The sequence below is a fragment of the Methylococcus capsulatus genome, assembly GCF_036864975.1.
GTDB lineage: Bacteria > Pseudomonadota > Gammaproteobacteria > Methylococcales > Methylococcaceae > Methylococcus.
Genome location: NZ_CP104311.1, coordinates 1,970,184 through 1,987,175, shown reverse-complemented (window position 1 = coordinate 1,987,175; position 16,992 = coordinate 1,970,184). Strand labels below are relative to the sequence as shown.

Annotated in this window: 20 protein-coding genes; 4 read left to right on the top strand and 16 right to left on the bottom strand. The window is 62.6% G+C overall.

Annotation, left to right across the window (positions count from 1 at the left end; all coding sequences use genetic code 11):
* Positions 1-4 precede the first annotated feature (4 nt).
* The 4 genes from N4J17_RS09945 to N4J17_RS09930 all read right to left on the bottom strand — a co-directional run bounded on the left by N4J17_RS09945 (position 5) and on the right by N4J17_RS09930 (position 4,545).
* Entirely contained in the window at positions 5-481 is a 477-nt protein-coding gene (locus tag N4J17_RS09945) for a protease complex subunit PrcB family protein (RefSeq protein ID WP_232470210.1), read from the bottom strand.
* Positions 482-538: 57 nt separating this feature from the next.
* A complete protein-coding gene (locus N4J17_RS09940; protein ID WP_277458588.1) occupies positions 539-2,488 on the bottom strand; it encodes a S8 family serine peptidase in 1,950 nt (649 codons plus the stop codon).
* A 176-nt stretch (positions 2,489-2,664) separates the two neighbouring features.
* Positions 2,665-3,795: an SEL1-like repeat protein gene (locus N4J17_RS09935; RefSeq protein WP_198321657.1), complete on the bottom strand. Its 1,131-nt coding sequence runs from the start codon at positions 3,793-3,795 to the stop codon at positions 2,665-2,667.
* An 87-nt stretch (positions 3,796-3,882) separates the two neighbouring features.
* Positions 3,883-4,545 (bottom strand): LON peptidase substrate-binding domain-containing protein, encoded by a 663-nt coding sequence (locus N4J17_RS09930; RefSeq protein ID WP_198321658.1) that lies wholly within the window; start codon positions 4,543-4,545, stop codon positions 3,883-3,885.
* A 150-nt stretch (positions 4,546-4,695) separates the two neighbouring features.
* On the opposite strand from N4J17_RS09930, the gene potA reads away from it, so the two are divergent.
* Positions 4,696-5,793, top strand: coding sequence for a spermidine/putrescine ABC transporter ATP-binding protein PotA (potA, locus tag N4J17_RS09925; RefSeq protein ID WP_232470211.1), 1,098 nt, complete (start codon positions 4,696-4,698; stop codon positions 5,791-5,793).
* Positions 5,777-6,631, top strand: coding sequence for a spermidine/putrescine ABC transporter permease PotB (gene potB, locus N4J17_RS09920; protein ID WP_198321660.1), 855 nt, complete (start codon positions 5,777-5,779; stop codon positions 6,629-6,631). The genes potA and potB overlap by 17 nt, the downstream gene beginning before the upstream one ends.
* Here the strand turns inward: potB and N4J17_RS09915 are convergent.
* A complete protein-coding gene (locus N4J17_RS09915; RefSeq protein WP_232470212.1) occupies positions 6,628-7,023 on the bottom strand; it encodes a GFA family protein in 396 nt (131 codons plus the stop codon). The two genes, potB and N4J17_RS09915, sit on opposite strands and share 4 nt — an antisense overlap.
* A gap of 23 nt (positions 7,024-7,046) precedes the next feature.
* Here N4J17_RS09915 and potC point away from each other — a divergent pair, with 23 nt between their 5' ends.
* Together potC and N4J17_RS09905 are read left to right on the top strand one after the other, a co-directional pair.
* A complete protein-coding gene (gene potC, locus N4J17_RS09910; RefSeq protein WP_198321661.1) occupies positions 7,047-7,859 on the top strand; it encodes a spermidine/putrescine ABC transporter permease PotC in 813 nt (270 codons plus the stop codon).
* Positions 7,832-8,203 (top strand): ABC transporter substrate-binding protein, encoded by a 372-nt coding sequence (locus tag N4J17_RS09905; protein ID WP_232470213.1) that lies wholly within the window; start codon positions 7,832-7,834, stop codon positions 8,201-8,203. The genes potC and N4J17_RS09905 overlap by 28 nt, the downstream gene beginning before the upstream one ends.
* 106 nt (positions 8,204-8,309) lie before the next feature.
* On the opposite strand, the gene N4J17_RS09900 is transcribed toward N4J17_RS09905, so the two are convergent.
* Genes N4J17_RS09900 through N4J17_RS09850 form a run of 11 tightly spaced genes read right to left on the bottom strand, consistent with a single transcriptional unit; the run spans position 8,310 to position 16,823 of the window.
* Complete coding sequence (locus tag N4J17_RS09900) at positions 8,310-8,846, bottom strand: phage virion morphogenesis protein (protein WP_198321662.1); 537 nt, start codon at positions 8,844-8,846, stop codon at positions 8,310-8,312.
* Positions 8,847-8,852: 6 nt separating this feature from the next.
* Complete coding sequence (locus tag N4J17_RS09895) at positions 8,853-9,185, bottom strand: hypothetical protein (protein WP_198321663.1); 333 nt, start codon at positions 9,183-9,185, stop codon at positions 8,853-8,855.
* On the bottom strand, positions 9,175-10,701 hold the full coding sequence (locus tag N4J17_RS09890) for a phage minor head protein (protein ID WP_198321664.1): 1,527 nt from the start codon (positions 10,699-10,701) through the stop codon (positions 9,175-9,177). Before N4J17_RS09890 ends, N4J17_RS09895 begins: the two co-directional genes overlap by 11 nt.
* Positions 10,701-11,906, bottom strand: a complete 1,206-nt coding sequence (locus tag N4J17_RS09885; RefSeq protein WP_198321665.1) for a hypothetical protein — start codon at positions 11,904-11,906, stop codon at positions 10,701-10,703. Before N4J17_RS09885 ends, N4J17_RS09890 begins: the two co-directional genes overlap by 1 nt.
* A gap of 3 nt (positions 11,907-11,909) precedes the next feature.
* Complete coding sequence (locus N4J17_RS09880; protein WP_198321666.1) at positions 11,910-12,212, bottom strand: hypothetical protein; 303 nt, start codon at positions 12,210-12,212, stop codon at positions 11,910-11,912.
* Positions 12,213-12,254: 42 nt separating this feature from the next.
* Positions 12,255-13,910 carry a DUF935 domain-containing protein gene (locus tag N4J17_RS09875; RefSeq protein ID WP_198321667.1) on the bottom strand — a complete coding sequence of 552 codons (1,656 nt, stop codon included), beginning with the start codon at positions 13,908-13,910 and terminating at the stop codon, positions 12,255-12,257.
* Between the two features lies 1 nt (position 13,911).
* Positions 13,912-15,324, bottom strand: a complete 1,413-nt coding sequence (locus N4J17_RS09870) for a terminase large subunit domain-containing protein (protein WP_198321668.1) — start codon at positions 15,322-15,324, stop codon at positions 13,912-13,914.
* The gene (locus N4J17_RS09865) at positions 15,321-15,887 is read right to left on the bottom strand and encodes a phage protein Gp27 family protein (protein ID WP_198321669.1); all 567 of its coding nucleotides are present in this window, start codon (positions 15,885-15,887) and stop codon (positions 15,321-15,323) included. Before N4J17_RS09865 ends, N4J17_RS09870 begins: the two co-directional genes overlap by 4 nt.
* Complete coding sequence (locus tag N4J17_RS09860) at positions 15,887-16,177, bottom strand: hypothetical protein (protein ID WP_198321670.1); 291 nt, start codon at positions 16,175-16,177, stop codon at positions 15,887-15,889. Before N4J17_RS09860 ends, N4J17_RS09865 begins: the two co-directional genes overlap by 1 nt.
* On the bottom strand, positions 16,174-16,572 hold the full coding sequence (locus tag N4J17_RS09855; RefSeq protein ID WP_198321671.1) for a hypothetical protein: 399 nt from the start codon (positions 16,570-16,572) through the stop codon (positions 16,174-16,176). Before N4J17_RS09855 ends, N4J17_RS09860 begins: the two co-directional genes overlap by 4 nt.
* Positions 16,569-16,823, bottom strand: a complete 255-nt coding sequence (locus N4J17_RS09850; protein WP_198321672.1) for a TraR/DksA family transcriptional regulator — start codon at positions 16,821-16,823, stop codon at positions 16,569-16,571. Before N4J17_RS09850 ends, N4J17_RS09855 begins: the two co-directional genes overlap by 4 nt.
* Between the last annotated feature and the right edge of the window lie 169 nt (positions 16,824-16,992).

The following is a 16,992-nucleotide window of genomic DNA, read 5'->3' as shown; positions in this document are numbered from 1 at the left end:
TGATTCATTCGTCCCCTGTGCACGCGATGTCGACGGTGACTGTCCGGAATTCCACCGGCAGGGCGCTACGCCGAATCTTCGCCCAGACGTACGGCCGGGTCAGAACCTGAGCGGTCATGCAACCGGCTCCCGGCCGCTCGAGTATAAGCTTCACATGAATAAGCCGGTCTTTTTCTTCGATACTGGCAATGCCGAGACGGTAACCCCCGCTGTTCCTGGTTCCGGCGAATGCGGCGATCACCATCTCGCCGGCGAAATCCACTTCCGGCGCTGGTGGGGCGGGGTCGGTGCCCGCCCCATGCAAGGCCCACAGCGACCGGAATGTTGCTTCATCGAGAAGCACCACGCTCTGCTCGTCCCCGACGCCGCTTTGAGACCCCTGCGCCAGCACCGTGAAAGGAATGGGACCCGCACCGGAACTGAGAGACGCGGCCATAGCCGCCGCCAATACGATTCCCTGCCACACAAACGAACGTTTCATCGGCAGCCTCATGCGGGGAAGGGCCCGACAGCGCCCTCCCCGATTCAAGAAGAAATGCTATTGCGTCACCGCCAGCGCTACGTCGTCGACGAAGAAGCTGGTGGCCCGGGACGAATTCTCGACGCCCCGGAACTGGAGGCGGATGGTTTGTCCCTTGTATTCGGAAAGATCGAAGCGCTTTTGAACATATCCCGACGAGCGGTCCCTGTTCGAATAGGTTGCCAGGGTCTTCAACACGGTGCCGGCAGTATTGCGCACCGTCACCGTCAGCGTGTCGCGCGCCGGCGCGCCGGTGACTTCGCTGGTGGCGATCCGCAGCCAGAAGCTGAAGTTCGCGGCGCAGACATCGACCGGCACCGTGACCTGCTGATACAGGTCATCGGTATGGGTCGTGCCATAGCCGCTCAGCCATGCCTTCCAGTTTCCACTGCGTGCCGGTACCGAACCGGTGTTGTCTATGACACCCGCGGACGCGATCCATCCCGTCGTACCGCTTTCGAATCCGGGATTCGCCAGCAGTTGGGTGGTCGCGGAACAGGCGGGGGCAGGCTGGCCGCCGTTGACCGTGTCGGCGCTGACCGAATTGGACAGAGCCGAATTCCCGGCGTTGTCGGTGGCGATCGCGTCGAAGACGTGCGAACCGTCCTCAACGGACGCGGAATCCCAAACCACGCCATACGGTGATGCTGTATCGGTCCCCACCACCTTGCCATCGACGCGGAATTCGATCTTGGTGACACCGCTTCCGCCGCTTTCGTCTGCGGCATTGGCAGCGAGATTCACTGCGCCGCTCAAGGTGGCCGACGCCGTCGGCGCGGTGAGCGTCACCTGCGGCGGCGTGGTATCGACGGCGGGCGCCGCGATGAAACCCGTATACAGTAGGCGATTGGGCGACCCCGTCCCCGCCCCGCTGACTTTGTCGAGAGTCGCGTTGGCGGTCAAGGCCGACGCGACCTGTTCCGGCGTCGCGCCAGGGAAGGCGGAGAGATACAAGGCCGCGGCTCCGGTGACATGTGGCGTCGCCATCGACGTGCCGCTCATGATCTGGGTGGCGTTGTCGCCGGTGTTGCTCGCGGAAGTGATGCTGCTGCCCGGCGCAAAAATATCCAGGCAGGTTCCATAGTTGGAATAACTCGCCCGGGCATCGGAAGAGGTGGTGGCGCCCACGGTCAAAGCGGCAGCGGTGCGGCCGGGCGACTCGTTGCAGGCATTCCTGTTGGAATTGCCGGCGGCGATCACATAGGTCACGCCCGCATTGATCGAATTCTGCACCGCGGTGTCGAGCGCCTGCGAGGCACCTCCGCCCAGGCTCATGTTGGCGACGGCGGGAAGCTGCCGGTTGGCGGTCACCCAGTTCACTCCGGCAATCACGCCGGACGTGGTTCCCGAACCGTTGCAATCCAGGACCCGGACCGAAACCAGTTTGACGTCCTTGGCGACGCCATAAGTCGAGCCGCCGATGGTTCCGGCGACATGCGTGCCGTGACCATCGCAGTCGCGAGCGCCCCACCCGTCATTGATCGCCGTGTAACCCTCGCTGGCCCGGCCACCGAACTGCGAATGGCTGGTCCGGATGCCGGTGTCGATCACGTAAGCGGTGACGCCCTGGCCCGTGGCGTTGTACGCGTAAGCGCTATTGAGCGGCAGACCAGCCTGGTCGATCCGGTCCAGCCCCCAAGTTGCGCCGGACTGAGTGGCGTGGATCGAGATGATGCCATCCTCCTCCACCACGGCGACAGAAGGATCGTCGGCCAATGCCGCGGCTTCGATCGGCGACATCCTGCCCACAAACCCTTTGACGGCATGGCGCCAGACCTGCGCCGGCGCCGCATTGTACAGCCGGCCCACCCGACTCAGCAGCCCATCAAAACCTGCAGCGCTCTCGGCTTCGCTCCGGAAAATCACGATGTATTGCCCGGGAATGGGCCGGGCGGCGCGCCGGAACGTCCCCGCCTCGACCTCCCCGAGCGATGCAGCCGCCAGTCCGGCGACTGCAATCAAAGGCATTGCGAAAAAACGATTGACGACCGGCTCCGGTCCGTTTCTCATTGCCCCCCCTGCTCGCTGTTTAGCCTGTGTCGAAACTCATGTCTCGGCAGTCCGCCGCTCGGTGTCCGTGGGCATCCTCTGAAATGCGCGCCCTTCGACCATTTAAGGATCCCGGGGACTTCCGGCATGCTACGCTACCACCCGCCCAGGCCGATCCTTTCCGGAACCTCGCCCGCCGCCGGAGCGATACGGTGGAACGCGTCCCAGCGTCTCGCCGGCCCTTGATCGGCTGCCTGGTCATACCAGCGGAAAGCTTCTTCGAAATGGCGCGTCACGCCGCGCCCCAGCTCGTACATCAGACCCAGGTGGAACTGCGCATCCGCATGGCCTCGCTCGGCCGCAAGCCGGAACCAGTCCACCGCTTCGGCATCGTTGCGCGCCACACCCCGTCCTTCCATGGTAAGCCGACCGAGTTCGAACTGGGCCAGCGGATTACCCAGCCCAGCGGCTCGTCGGTACCAGCGTGCTGCCTCCACATAGTCCTTTGGCACGCCATGGCCGGCCTCATGCATGGCCGCGAGCGCCGTCGCAGCCGCGGGGTCGTTCTGCTCCGCCCACCGCCGCCAGGTTTCCACTGCTTTGCCGTACCAGCGTAGCGAGCCTTCTGCATCGCGCATCATGCCCAAACCCAATTCGGCCATCAGGCCCAGACTGAAGCAAGCGCGGGCATGGCCCTGGCTTGCAGCGGCCTGATAGCAACGGACCGCTTCGGTATAATCGCGGGCGACGCCCAGGCCATCCTCGAACAGACGCCCCATCGCCCACAGAGCATGGGCACAGCCTCGTTCCGCCGAACGGCCGTACCATTTCAGAGCCTCCCGGTAGGCGGCGGAGACACCCGCTCCCACCTCATGGCAAAGGCCAAGGACGAGCTGCGCCGGGGCATCATCGCTTTCCGCACGACTCCGCCACAGCTCCAGCGCCACACGGTACCATTTATCCGCCTCGCCGCGGTCGGGGGAGACGGCGAGGCCCGATTCGAGAATGAGCCCCAGTTCGAGCGCCGCCACCGGTTCGTTTTGAGCCGCGGAGCATCGGTACCACGCCATCGCCCGGTGGATGTCCCTATCCGTGCCGAAGCCGTCGCGGAAGCAAAGAGCAAGCCGCCGCTGCGCCGCAGCATCCCCAGCCTCGGCTTCCGTTGCCCACAGCGCGAAGGCAGCCGCGGGATCGCCGCTTTCGATCCCGGCTGCAGGCGGACTGGCTGCCGAAGGAGAAGGACTCGTTACGCTGCTTCCCGAAACCCGTTTTCCATCCCACTCCATTCGAAACTCCACGCTGCGCATCGACGCCGATCTTGCCCCACCGCGCCGGGCCGCACAAGTGCGCCATGCTGTGCGACCGCGGCGCCCTCAGTGGCGCCGCACGGAACCCTGGGCCTGCGGTTCCGCAAGCTTGAATTCGAGCAGCCGCACCAGATGCTCCAGCCGTTCCCCGACGGAAACCGCCTCCACCAGCGACTGCCGCTCGGCCGTTTCGAAAGGCAACTGCCCGATCATGAGGTTGACCAGGGACGTCACCGGCATTTTCTCCAACGGTAGATCGTCGACTTCCATCGACTTGCGGATGAAGTAGGCCCTGAGTAGCGAGTAAAGCCGGTGACATTCTTCGTGCCTGGCACCGTCGGTTTCATAATCGACGGCGAAGCGCTCCCAACGGGCCATCACCCGGCGGTAGCCACGGGTGACTGCCAGCTCCTCACCGAGATCGAAACGGCATACGCCGGTAAGCACGATGACCAGGCGGCCGTCCTGAGTCTCGCTGAAGGAAGTGATGCGTCCGGCGGTACCCGTCCGGCACACCGGCGTCATGTCCTCGTCCGTCACGGAAGGGTCGGGCTGCACCATGCCGATCATCCGGTCGGCTCCCAGGACATCGAATACCATGTTGAGATAGCGGGGTTCGAAGATGTTCAGAGGTAGCTGGCAGCCCGGCATCACGACTGCCCCGGGCAACGGAAAGATCGGCAGGATCTTGGGAAGGCTGGAGAACGGCGTAGTGAAGGAATGGCTCATGCGTTTCACGTTTCGGCACCACCGCGGCCAGCCGGGTGGAAAAAGCCTGAAGTCCGGTCGAGGGCTTATTATGACAATAGCCGGCCCCGAATGCGCGCATCTCGACAACCCAGGTTCCGCAGTATCCCCGAAAGTCGGACAATAGCGGCCATGACGAGACCCGCCATCGCCAGTTTCCGCGCCGTTTCCAAGCGTTATGGCAGTCATTGCGCCCTCCGCGACTTCGATCTCGATCTGCGGGAAGGCGAGCTGCTCACCCTGCTCGGCCCCTCGGGCTGCGGCAAAACCACCGTGCTGCGCCTGCTGGCGGGCTTCGAAACTCCCGATTCGGGCGAAATTTTCCTGGACGGGCGAAAGCTCGCCGGCGTACCGCCGGAAGCGCGTAACGTCAACACGGTCTTTCAGAGCTACGCCCTGTTCCCGCACCTGAGCGTGTTCGAGAATGTCGCCTTCGGCCTTAAGATGCGGAAGCTCCGGGGAGCCGAAATCCGGGCAAGGACCGAAGCCGCATTGCGCATGGTGCGCATGGAAGGGCTGGGCGGACGCCGACCCATGCAACTGTCCGGCGGACAGCAGCAGCGCGTGGCACTGGCCCGCGCCCTGGTCAACCATCCGCGGGTCCTGCTGCTGGACGAATGCTTGAGCGCCCTGGATTATCAGCTGCGGCGTGAAATGCAACTGGAACTGAAGAGGCTGCAGCGGCAGACCGGGATTACCTTCGTGTTCGTCACCCATGACCGGGAAGAAGCTTTGTCCATGTCGGACCGTATCGCCGTGATGCGGGCGGGACGGATCGAACAACTGGGGCCACCCCGTGACATCTACGAGCGGCCGGCGAACCTGTTCGTGGCCCAATTCGCGGGCGAGAGCAACGTTCTGGAAACGACCGTCACGGCGATTACCGGTCCGCACACCCTGACCGTCGAACTGGCGGGTACTCCGCTCCTCGTGCGGACCGACCGGAAGTTCGACATCGGTGCCGGGCTCACCCTGGTACTGCGGCCGGAGGATGTGCGCGTACATGAGGAAGCCGCTGCCGAAGGCGGTCTCACCGGACACGTATTGGAGCGAACCTACCGCGGCGTAACCCTGGACACCCTCATCGCCCTGGACGCCGGACCGCGGATCAAAGCCAGCGAATTCTTCCGCGAAGACGCGCCGGCGCTGGATCATCAGCCGGGCCAACGGGTGTGGGTGAACTGGACGCCCGGCTGGGAAATCGTGCTCCCTCATGACGCTAAAACCTGAGGTCTTCAAAACCGTGGCGGTCGGCCTCCTGTCCGGCTGGCTGCTGCTGTTCGTGCTGGCACCCAACCTGCTGGTGGCGGGGTTGAGTGTCCTCAGCCGGAATGCATCGGGCTTCGCCGGCTGGCCTGCGACGCTCGCCAACTACCGGCGGCTGGCCGACCCGATCTACCTGCACGTCTTCGCCGAATCCTTCGTCACAGCATCCATCGCCACCCTGCTCTGCCTGCTGCTGGGCTATCCCTTCGCCCACGGTCTGACCCGTGCCCGGCGGCGGGCGCGCCCGCTGCTGCTGACCCTGGTGATCGTCCCGTTCTGGACCAACTCGCTGCTGCGCATCTATGCCATCCGCAGCCTGCTCGCGGCCAAGGGAGCGCTGAACAACGTGCTGCTGGCCGCAGGATTGATCGATCAGCCGATGCGGATGCTATACACACAGGCCGCCGAGATCGTCGGCCTGGTCTACGTGCTGTTACCGTTCATGATCCTGCCGCTTTACGGGAGCCTGGAAAAGCTCGATCCCCTTACGCTGGAAGCCGCCCAGGACCTCGGCGCCGGCCCATTCCGGAGGTTCTGGCACGTAGTTCTGCCACTGACCCTGCCCGGCATCGTCGCCGGCTGCCTGCTGGTGTTCCTGCCGGCCTTGGGCCTGTTCTACGTGGGTGACGTGCTGGGCGGTTCGCGCCATCTGCTGGTCGGCAACCTGCTCAAGGACCAGTTCCTGGAAGCCCAGGACTGGCCCTTCGGCGCCGCCGCCAGCCTGGTGCTGATCGCCCTACTGTTGGTCTTCCTGGCAATCTATGCACAGGCGACGAAACGCATCGCTCAGAACGACGGTTAACCCTGTGACAGATGCGCCAACGCGGTGGCACCCGCCTCCCAATTGCGACCATCGAAGAGCTCGACCGTCAGCCGGCCGATGTTGGCAGGGTCCAGGCAACGCACGTTGACGCTGTAGCCGTCCGGATTGGAGCGGGGGACATAGAACGACTTGATGCCGCAGCGCCCGCAGAACAAATGCCGGGCCACGCCGGTGTTGAAGCTGTAGGACACCAGCCGGTCGTCGCCACTCAGGAGCTTGAATCGGGAGGCCGGAACGATCAGGTGCAAAAATCCCGTCATGCTGGAAATGGAGCAGTTGCATTCCTGCACGACGAGATCACGCCCCGCGCTGACTTCGAAGGTGACGGCCCGGCAATGGCAGCCGCCGCGATGTATCACGTATTCGGTCATATAGCGAACCACGAGTGTTGAGAATGGAAAGTTCCGCCCGGCTCAAGCCGGTGCAAGGTAGGGTGGTGACGACTCGGCTCGGCCGGCTGCACGTCCTGTTGATCTACGCCTTCCTCTATCTGCCGCTGGCCCTGCTGATCCTGGATTCGTTCAACGCCTCGAAATACGGTATCGGCTGGCAGGGCTTTACCTTGGGATGGTACCAAAGCCTAGCGAATGATAATGAAATCCTGACAGCCGCCGGCAATTCCCTGGCAGTGGCATCGCTGGCGGCCACCCTCGCGACCATCATCGGCACCCTGGGCGCGGTGGGCCTGCACCGCTACCGGTTCCGCGGCAGGACATTCCTGAGGGGTCTGCTGTTCGTCACCCTGATGTCGCCGGACATCGTCATCGCGGTGTCGCTGCTGGTCCTGTTCCTCGGCTTGCACCTGGAACTGGGGCTGTTCACCCTGTGGCTGGCGCACACCAGCTTCTGCTTGCCTTTCGTCGCTCTCACCGTGCACGCGCGATTACAGGGATTCGACAACGCTCTCGTCGAAGCGGCACGCGATCTAGGCGCCGGGGAGTGGACCGCCATCCGCCGCATCGAGCTGCCGCTGGCAGCGCCAGCCATCGCCGCAGGCTGGTTGATGAGCTTCACGCTGTCGTTGGATGATGCGGTGGTGAGCTTTTTCGTCACCGGCCCCGATTTCGAAGTGCTGCCGCTGCGCATCTATTCCATGGTCCGACTCGGGGTAAAACCGGAAGTGAATGCCCTCGCCTCGCTGCTATTCGCCGTCTCGCTGAGCTTTGTGGTACTTGCCCAATGGCTGCTGCTCAAAGACCGGACCTGATCCGTCTGACCGTGTTCGCGCTCGGGGCACTCCTCTGCCCGGTCGCTGCCGGGCAACGGGAGCTGCGCTTCTTCAACTGGTCGGATTATCTACCCCCGGCGGTGCTGGAAAATTTCACCCGCGAAACCGGCATCGAGGTGCACTACGCCACCTACGACAGCAACGAGGCGATGTATGCCAAGGTCAAGCTGCTCAAAGGCGGCGGCTATGACCTGGTTGTGCCTTCCACCTACATGATCGACCGGATGCGCAAACAGGGCTTGCTGCGACCGCTGGATCGCTCGCAGCTGCCTCATTTCGGTAATCTCGATCCACATCACCTCGACCTGCCTGAAGGGGAGTGAGATAAATGAACGGGAATGTGTGAGATAAACGGGAAGAACAGGGATGAAGAAGGAAGAAACGGAACGTCAAAACGAAAAAACGTTTCACACGACGCAACAACACAAATCAGCCGATCGCGGCCTGAATGTGCTCCTCAAGAATCGCGGCGATCTCTTCCCGGTCGGCATCGGACAAGCCGACAAACGGCCTCGCTGGGATATCGCCCCAGGGAATCGGATGTCCTTTCTTTGAGCCGGCATGGCGCCTGAAGTCGTTCTTGTCGTACTTCAAACGCGACAGCTGGTAGTACCTTCCGAACTCGCCCATCGCCGCACCGAACTGATGAACAGCCCCGTAGATCCTGTCGGTGCCGAACAGCAGGCCATCGTCCTCGATCTGGTAGTGAAGGGAATTGCGCAGATGCCCTTCGAGCACCAGCACCTTGTCCTGGTGTTGTGGCTTGATAGCGCGGTAGGACTCTGACAGCGGCGCCCACTTCGAGCCATCCGGCGCTTCCCCCGCGGCGAAGCGTTCATCGTGGGACCGCTCAAGATAAGCGCCGATGTCACGGAGCGCGGCTTCCGGATTGCCGATCAGGCGCGCCAATTCCGCCAGGGCCGTCCTCGCGTTTTCGTCATCGACCCGAATGAACGTGCCGGCCATCGCGACTCAGTAGGTCACAGTGACATCAGGAAAACCATCGAGACCATGGGGTTCAGAATCCTCGATCACCGGGTACGCTGCAGCCAAATCAGGCGGCAGCTTCCATGTGTAACCCAAAAGCGCAGCGAACTCGGTACGGTTCCGTAGCGGATCGGTCGCTCTAATCGAGCTCGGGATGGGGTGGCAGCCGATGTAGCCCTGCTTCATTACATAATCCGCCATCTCTTGCACGATGGCTGCATCAGGTCCGCGAACTTCGCCCGTCTCTTCATCCCAAGAAAATTCGATAGGGTCGAAAGCTCTTGGAGTCATCGGTTCAAGACGAAAATCACGGAACATAATGGAAGAGCACCCCTATCACCAAGTTGAACAACTCTCGATCACGAACCAATAATCTAGTAAAGCTAACCGCGTCGCGCGGCGCCAGCACGGTTTCAAACGCCATGGTCAAAACTTCTAGAGCGCCACGGCCATCGTATTCCTTCCCGAAATAGGGATCAATATAGTGATCCTCTCGGGCACGTTCGTCTCTTCCGTAGGCAAGATCGGGTTTGAGGTCCTTCAGCCGTCGGAGCGGGTCGCCGTTGGTGCGCCGACGATGGAGCGCTTGAAACAGACCGTCCAGTTCCGGCATGGCCGACTGTAGACGGTGGGCCAGTTCATGAACCGCGCTGAATGGGTCATGACATCGGATATATCCAGCGTTGACGTCTCCCGGCATCACACCGAACCCCTGTCTTTTCAGGTCGAGCATCTGGCCTCGGTAATCCCCTATCAGCGTCATGTGGAGGGCACGGGCCTCGGAATAGCGCCCATACAGCTTACCGAACGCATCGGCCTTACGCGTCCAACTATCCGGAAACTGGCGCGATGCCTCTTCCAGCAGGCGTTTCGCTTTGCTCCCGTTCGACCCATAGGGTGTCACGGCCGCAGCTGTCTGGGTTCCGACCTCCGTCTGCAGCACTTCTCGGAGCGCGGCGCGGAAATCCTCGGATGCCGTACCCGCCTTGCCTATCAACGCATCGGTCTTCAGGTTTCCGAGGCGGATCAATTCGTCCAGATCCTTCGATGTGATCCTGGGCGATAGCACCTCTTCCTTCAACTGTCGCCCAATCCCCGCCGGCAGCTTCGCCACCTTCCGCTCGATCTCCTTGCGCATCAGATCCGTGCGCGAGGCGCCCGGCGCGTAATCCCAGCCGGGATCGATGCCGTTCGGCACCCGGTGCACCTCGCCGGTCACCTTGTCCGTCCAGTCGTAGCTGCCATCGTCCGGCGGCGTATCCGGGCCGGTCTTGCCCATCCGTCGCAGATCCCGCTCGGCCAACGCGAACATCCGGCACTTGCAGCCCCAGCCGTTCGGCGGCCAATGGGTTTGCACCCAGGGGTCGTCGACGGCCATGACCAGTCCGTCCCAGCTCACATGCAGCGGACGCGGATGGGCGGATAGATCGGAGTGCTTGTACTCGAGGTACGGCCGCCATTGCTTGCCCGCCTGCACCTGCGCCCAGCGTCCGGCCTGGTAGGCGGTGCGCAGGTTGGTGTCGTAGATCAGCCGGGTGCGCCACGCGCGTCCGGCCGCTGTCGCTTCACCCTTCCAGCCCGTCCAGCCATGGCGGGCCACGATCGCATCGAAATCCTTCCGGAATTCCGCCAGCGTCGTACCCTTGGACACCCCCTTGAGCACAGCTCCATGCAGGTCGGCCAGCAGATCGGCCTTGGCGGCGCCGGCCACCATGAAGCCGACGTCGTGCTCTTCCTTCCAGACATCCGCCCAGCGGTCGGTCGGGACCAGGTCTTTCCCGCGGAAGAACCGGATCGCCTCGTCGAATGGGAGAGAACCGTATTGCCCGGACATCAGCCGATAACAGCCGGCAGCTCGATCGAATCGGCGTCCACCCCGGAGAACTCAACCCAGGGGCCGGCACCGCGTCGCACGTCGAAACGCGCCTTCGGATTGCGCGGGATCTCCAGCGTTGCAATACCGTTGGCATCGCTCAATGCTTTCATGACTTGCGCGGAATACGCACCTTTTGATCCAACGGCATCGCGCATCCGAATCACGACTTCGACCCCCGCCACCGCTGCACCATGAACATCGTAGCAATACGCCAAGGCGACTGTTTTGGTGGGACCGGAGGGAGCCGGGATGGATATCACTGGGCCAGACGGTACGTTGTACACAATTCGATCGTTGATCGCCTGTACCTCGGAGGCGATCCCTGAGATCGTAGGGTCGGATGCGAGGTCTGCCGCTGTGATATACCCGGTTCCGACGGTGTCGTCAGTTGGAACTCCAACAGATACTCGGGCCGGAGGCGGGACAGCCAGTGAACCGGTGTAGGCGGCGTCGCCGTAAACTGTGCCGGAACGGACGTTGGCCTGCGCTGGGACAACTAAGGCTGTTGGGCGGCATACCTCTATCGTGCCGTCCTCAAGCACCACTTCAAATTTTCGGTGGGGCACATTAAGCATTCGACACCCACCGCTTGTGTTTACACCCACAGAGTAGTACGGCGCTGGCCCCGATAGGGCCTCTTCGTAGTAGGCGATAGTTGTAATAGCGACAGCGCCGATCCCAGTCGCTGCAAACCCAGCTCCGGAAATGGCGCGTTTCACCCATGCCTTCCCCGTGCCGTAAACATAGAGCCCCACGGATGACTGACCAGAACCTCCGTAAACGTCGCCGATGATGTGCAGGTCACCCGCTACGCGATGGGTAATGCCCATGATGTTTGTCCCCGTCCCTCCGTGCGAGTCTCCGACGATATAGGAAGTCTCTCCGGCAACGCCGGTATATTGCACGCACCCGTATTCGATCAGGAATTCCGATCCAGCGTAAATGTTCGCCGTTAGTGTCCGGTTGCCGGGTAGCTGGAATCGCCCGCCCTGTACCGCTCCGCCTGTCGCATCGTTCCGGACCTCCGCCAGCGTCCAATCGACGTCGATAACGATGGATTTGCCGTTCGCAACCGCGACGTCCCCCGGCCCAGGCACGACCCCACCAGCCCACGTTGCGGGGGCGCTGGCATTACCGTTCTGTGCCGCGAGGATGATGGCCACGGCTTAATACCCTCGGGCGGTGATAAACGCTTGGATGGCTGGGAGGATCGCTGCCATAGCAGCAGCCAGCACAGGATCGGTCTCGGCCTGTGCGTAGCAGGCACCAACGCCCTCCTGCCGAATGCCGGCAGGGTTGGTGTCTAGCGTGCCATCCGGGAGGTAGCGGTACGGAGTCAAGCGGAGCGACATCGCCCCCTCGATGTTGTTGGCGATGACGACAGGGGCGAGGGTAAGCTCAACCAAGTACTTGTCGTAGGGAATCTCCGGATGTACGACCGTTGACGGTGAGGTTGCTAGGATAGGCATGGGGTACTCCATTCAAAATTGCAATTAAGGTCGACGGCGATTTCATTCCCCCTGGCGGACTTCGAATTGCCCCGCCATTCGGGCCGCGAACATCCCCTGCGCCATGAATTCCGCGAAGTCGCGGGCGTCCATCGCGGCGAATAGAGACGGTAGCGACTCGCCGAATTCCGCCAGCGTCTGGCCGTCGGCAATCGCCTGGTAGAGCGCCGTGCGGATCGGATCGAGCAGCCCTTTTTCGATCAGCGGCTCGGCCTCTCGTCCGAGGCGCTCGACGTATTGGTCGACCACGTCGGGTGCCGGGTCGGCTTCGGCCAGATCAGCGCTGTTATTTCGCGGCGGAGCCGCTCCCACAGAGGCTGCCAACCCTCCCAGCCCCCCCTTATCAGGGGGGGGTGTTGTGGGAGCGGCTCCGCCGCGATCAAGGATTGGCAAGCTGCCGTTGTCCGGCGGCGGCGCAGGCTTCACTTCCTCCCACTCCCCGCCGTAGGTCTCCTTGACCTCTTTCAGGGTCGGCTTGTAGCCGATGTCGAACACGTTCTTGTCGCGTTCGGAGCGAGCCTTCAGGTCTTCCGGTTCTTCGACGTCGCGCCAGACCTTCGGGTAGGCCGCGCCGGGGTAGTTCCAGTCGACCAGCCAGCGAATGAAGGACCGGTTGGCCGACTCGCAGATCAGATCCGCATCGGCTTTGACCAGGTCGCGGCGGACGTCGGCGGCATTGCTCTCACCGCCCAGCCGGCCGGGCGTGGCGTCGGTGCTGCCGGTGTGGCCCAGCACCACCTTGCTGATCGCGGCGTTCATGCGGTCGTACAGCGCGGTGTAATCGGCGGTGCCGGAGCGGGCGGCTTCGATCAGCTCGATCTGCATGCCCTCGGGAATGATGACCCCGGAGTCGCGCTGGATCGCCCGTACCGCGGACAGCAGCCTGCGTTTTTCCGCATCGGTGGCGCCGGGCTGATAGGTTCCCTTGCCGGTGGGCATACCGAACTTCTCCAGGAAGATCAGCCAGAACTTGATGTCGTTCTTTTTGAAGAAGGTTGGCCAATACAGCCAGTGTCCCAGTCCCAGGCCGTAGGGTTCGTCGTCGTGGTCGGCGCCGGTGGCGAACACCCAGAACTTGCGCTCGGGCATCAGCTCGCCCTGGGCGTTGCTGCCGGTCAGCAACCGCAGGCGAAAATCCCCGTCGAAGGCAAACCGGCGCCGGTCGCGCACCTTCACCGCATCCAGCACGATCTGGGCGCCGTCGCGCGCCCACAGGCACTCGGCCACCGCCCAGCCGTAGAACACCCCGTACAGCATCTTGTCGGTGCGCTGGTCCCAGCCGATGTGCTCGAGCTGGGCCTTGATGAAATCCGCAGCCTGCTTGTCGATCCGCTTGGTGCCGCCGGGTTCCACGTCCCATTCGGCGGAGGTCACGGCGCTGCGGCGCTGGCCGAACGAGGTTTGCACCTGGTCGTCGCGCAGCACCTCTGCGTAGACCTTCAGGTCCCCGCCCTTGGCCTGCAGGATTTCGTCCGAGGACGGCAGGATCATGTCCGGGTGGATGTAGCCGCGGGTGACGTCGCGACCGTCGTGGGTGGTCGCTATCTCGTCGAATTCCGGGCCGGCGGTCTCCGCCAGCTCGGCGAAGGGTGGCAAGGGCCTGCCGTGAGCGGAGTCGAATGGTGCGGCAGCTCGAGCGATGTAATCCCAGAATCCCATCTCAATACCCCTCGAAGTCGTTCAGCCCGGACACGGTGCCGAAGCCGCGGTCGGTGAGGGCCAGCTCGTTTTCACCGGCGTCGATCACGGCACGACGGCCGCCGATGGATTGGAAGTCGATCGGTGCGACGGGCGAACTGGCGGCATTGAGTGCCAGGAAACAAGCCCAGGCGCGATCGGCGTGGCCGGCGCTGTCCGAGTCGGCGACGAATCGCGGGGCGCCGGTGGCGGAGGTCTCCTTCTTCAGCTTGTGCAGATCGTTGCGGAGCTCCTGGTTCCCTTCCGGGATCCGGACCCGGCGGTCTTCGAATGCCTCCTTCCCCGTGGTTGCCAGCGCCAGTTTGTTGGGGCCGGTGAATAGAACGCCCTCAACGCGGCTGGTGCCGAAGCGGCGCTGTGCATCTTCGACAGGCTTCTCGCCCATCCCCGTCTGGTCCATGCAGCAGCGTATGACCCGGTAGCGATTGAACGCATCAGCCAGCAGCGCGTCCTGCTCAGCAAATGAAATACGTCGCCTGGCTAGAATCTCACGTGTCCAATACACATCGCCTACGGCCTCCAATACCCAAATCACGAACAGGTCGTTGCGCGCCGCGATGTCGACGCCGAGAAAACAAGGGCCGCCGGCATAGTGCTCGGGGATGCCGGCGTGGTCGTGCTCGACCGAATTGATCAGTTCGAATGACAGCCAGGCGGACGCTTCGTCCAGCCATTGCAGCTCGAATTCCTGCGCCCAGGCGTCCTCGTCGTTCAGCGCCGCCCGCATCTCCTCAATGTCGCGGGGCAGGCCATCCGCGACGGCCTGGTAGATGTCGACCACGTGGCGCGACCAGGCCGAGTCCTCGGCGGTCGACAGGTCGTAGAACTTGTTGCCTTTGCCGTTCGGCGTGCTGGTCACGCGCAGCTTGAATCCGGCGGAGATAACCGGAAACAGCGCCGTCCATATCTTGCGGGAATCCTGGTGAAAGGCGAACTCGTCGAGAAAGACGTTGGCCGAGAAGCCGCGTGCGGTGTCCGGGTTGGCTGGCAGCGCGGTGATCTTGTTGACGATCTTCCCGCGATCGGTGAACACGACTTGCAGCGCTTTGCGTTTGATGCCCGAGTCGGCGTCGTACCACTCGACTTCTTCTTTGCCGACGCTCTTCGGATTAAGGAGAGCATTGGCAGACGTCATGTAGGATTCGAGGTGACGGAATACGCCTTCCTCCATCGCCTCGCGCGCTTGGCGTTCGCCGCGGGACAATATGACCCACGGCGAACGTTTGCCGGCTGCGGTCGCCTCTAACACATCATCGACCACTTCTAACGTGGTAGTGAAGGTCTTGCCGGTTTGCCTGGCGAAGCGGCCCAGCTTGAACCGGGAACGATCTTTCAGCCAGCGCTGCTGGTAGGGGTAGAGGGTGACTGATGTCATACCAGCCCGTAGACCTCCTGCCGGATGATCCGCAGGGTCTCGGCATCGAGCTTTCGAGCGCCCGGCACAGTGCCGGCCGCCTCCGCTTCAAGTCCAGCGATTTTCGACTCCAGCTCCTTTCTTAGAGACGACCGCCACTTCTTCATGGCAATGGTTGAGCGTGCCTGATCCGCATTGGCCCTATTTATCAGCGACAAGAGCTTGCCGTAGTCCTCCGGCGCCATGTCATCTCTCAGCTTTCGCAATCGATAAAGGAACCGGAGATTTTCTGCGGCGACAGCATCGTTCGTGGCGTCTTGAATCGACCCGTCGTCGTCGGCCGCCACGGATTTTGCGGCTTTGATCGTATCCAGGATGACTCGTCGCTCGGCCATCTCGTTCTCGTATTCCTCCTTGAAATCGGCGCCGTGCCGGTGCAGTGCGGATGTACCGATGCTGTAGCCTTGCGACGCCAACCACTCTGACAGCCCGGCGTAGCCACCGAAACCGGACTCCACCAGTCGTGCGTTGAGCTCCTCACGGATTTCACGTGGCAGCTTATTGACCGCTTTGACGCGCGGCATCAGCCCGTCTCGCCCGGCAACGGCCGCCGAATGCCGGGAATCGCCCGTGTACCTTCCAGCGCTTCCAGGCCCTCCATCGTCAACGTGGCGATATGTACGCCCTGGCACGCGGTATCGAGTACAGCATCGGCATTGGCACTCAGCCAGGCCAGCTCGATCTTGAGCTGGTCGCGGTTCATGGCATGGCCAGCGTTACGCAAGGCGGCGAGTAGCACCTCTTGATTGGTGGTGTAGTTGGGCTGCTCCCGTAGAATCTTCAGGATATGGAAACGCACGTCCTCGCGATTCATAACTTGCTCCCTTGGTGCATCATCAATCCTGTGAGCCGGTCCAAATTGGTCAGCACTTGAGTGACCTGGCCAGCCATTTGCCCAACCTGACCCTCCATGCGACTGAGCTGCGTCATCAGGCCATCCACGCGCCGGTGTACTGCTGCCAGGTCGTCATGTTTGATAGCGTTCTCGGCCGCCATTTCCAGCGCAGAAATGCGCTCGGAGTGCTGCCCCAACCGGTGCATGGCTTTTTCCTCCAGCGTTTTGGTTTCGCTGGACGCACTCTTTTGCACCGCCTTGAGCTCGTCGGTAGCCGCCTTGCTGCGATTGCTGACCTGAACCCAGGCCACGACGCCGAAGTTCATCATGAACATCAAGACGGTCCAGAAGTTGAAGTCGAACGAAACTGTCATCGCCGCGCCTCCGCTGCCAAATAGCGCTCGTGCTCAACCTGGCAGTCCATACAGCGAATCGCCGTCGGATAGGCATCGAGCCGACCCTGTGGAATCGGCGCCTCGCAGTCATAGCAAATGATCGTCGGCGCACCGTCTTCGCCGGCAACCACGACCTGCGGCATGTCCGGCTTCATCATGTCCAGCGCAGCGCGCCGGTTCAGCTCGAGCTCTTGCTCGATACGATCTTCCGCAATGTCAGCGGCGTCCATCCTGATCTCCGATTTCACACGACAGGCCGGCCCCGAATTCCGTCGGCTGTTCGCCAGGAACAAATCCCGATGCGCCAGGGAACGTCATGTAGCCGGTCGGCGAACAAGCCAAGCAGCCGCATCCGGGCAATGCGAGTTCCGCCAGCAAGGTAGCTCCGATTAGCGCAGC

Coding starts and splice junctions, on each gene's coding strand:
- N4J17_RS09870 (WP_198321668.1), bottom strand. CDS start 15,324: ATGACATCAGTCACCCTCTACCCCTACCAGCAGCGCTGGCTGAAAGAT.
- N4J17_RS09935 (WP_198321657.1), bottom strand. CDS start 3,795: ATGGAGTGGGATGGAAAACGGGTTTCGGGAAGCAGCGTAACGAGTCCT.
- N4J17_RS09880 (WP_198321666.1), bottom strand. CDS start 12,212: ATGCCTATCCTAGCAACCTCACCGTCAACGGTCGTACATCCGGAGATT.
- N4J17_RS09915 (WP_232470212.1), bottom strand. CDS start 7,023: ATGACCGAATACGTGATACATCGCGGCGGCTGCCATTGCCGGGCCGTC.
- N4J17_RS09850 (WP_198321672.1), bottom strand. CDS start 16,823: ATGGACGCCGCTGACATTGCGGAAGATCGTATCGAGCAAGAGCTCGAG.
- potC (WP_198321661.1), top strand. CDS start 7,047: ATGGAAAGTTCCGCCCGGCTCAAGCCGGTGCAAGGTAGGGTGGTGACG.
- potB (WP_198321660.1), top strand. CDS start 5,777: ATGACGCTAAAACCTGAGGTCTTCAAAACCGTGGCGGTCGGCCTCCTG.
- N4J17_RS09890 (WP_198321664.1), bottom strand. CDS start 10,701: ATGTCCGGGCAATACGGTTCTCTCCCATTCGACGAGGCGATCCGGTTC.
- N4J17_RS09855 (WP_198321671.1), bottom strand. CDS start 16,572: ATGACAGTTTCGTTCGACTTCAACTTCTGGACCGTCTTGATGTTCATG.
- N4J17_RS09905 (WP_232470213.1), top strand. CDS start 7,832: ATGGCTGCTGCTCAAAGACCGGACCTGATCCGTCTGACCGTGTTCGCG.
- potA (WP_232470211.1), top strand. CDS start 4,696: ATGACGAGACCCGCCATCGCCAGTTTCCGCGCCGTTTCCAAGCGTTAT.
- N4J17_RS09860 (WP_198321670.1), bottom strand. CDS start 16,177: ATGAATCGCGAGGACGTGCGTTTCCATATCCTGAAGATTCTACGGGAG.
- N4J17_RS09895 (WP_198321663.1), bottom strand. CDS start 9,185: ATGTTCCGTGATTTTCGTCTTGAACCGATGACTCCAAGAGCTTTCGAC.
- N4J17_RS09945 (WP_232470210.1), bottom strand. CDS start 481: ATGAAACGTTCGTTTGTGTGGCAGGGAATCGTATTGGCGGCGGCTATG.
- N4J17_RS09930 (WP_198321658.1), bottom strand. CDS start 4,545: ATGAGCCATTCCTTCACTACGCCGTTCTCCAGCCTTCCCAAGATCCTG.
- N4J17_RS09865 (WP_198321669.1), bottom strand. CDS start 15,887: ATGCCGCGCGTCAAAGCGGTCAATAAGCTGCCACGTGAAATCCGTGAG.
- N4J17_RS09940 (WP_277458588.1), bottom strand. CDS start 2,488: ATGCCTTTGATTGCAGTCGCCGGACTGGCGGCTGCATCGCTCGGGGAG.
- N4J17_RS09900 (WP_198321662.1), bottom strand. CDS start 8,846: ATGGCCGGCACGTTCATTCGGGTCGATGACGAAAACGCGAGGACGGCC.
- N4J17_RS09875 (WP_198321667.1), bottom strand. CDS start 13,910: ATGGGATTCTGGGATTACATCGCTCGAGCTGCCGCACCATTCGACTCC.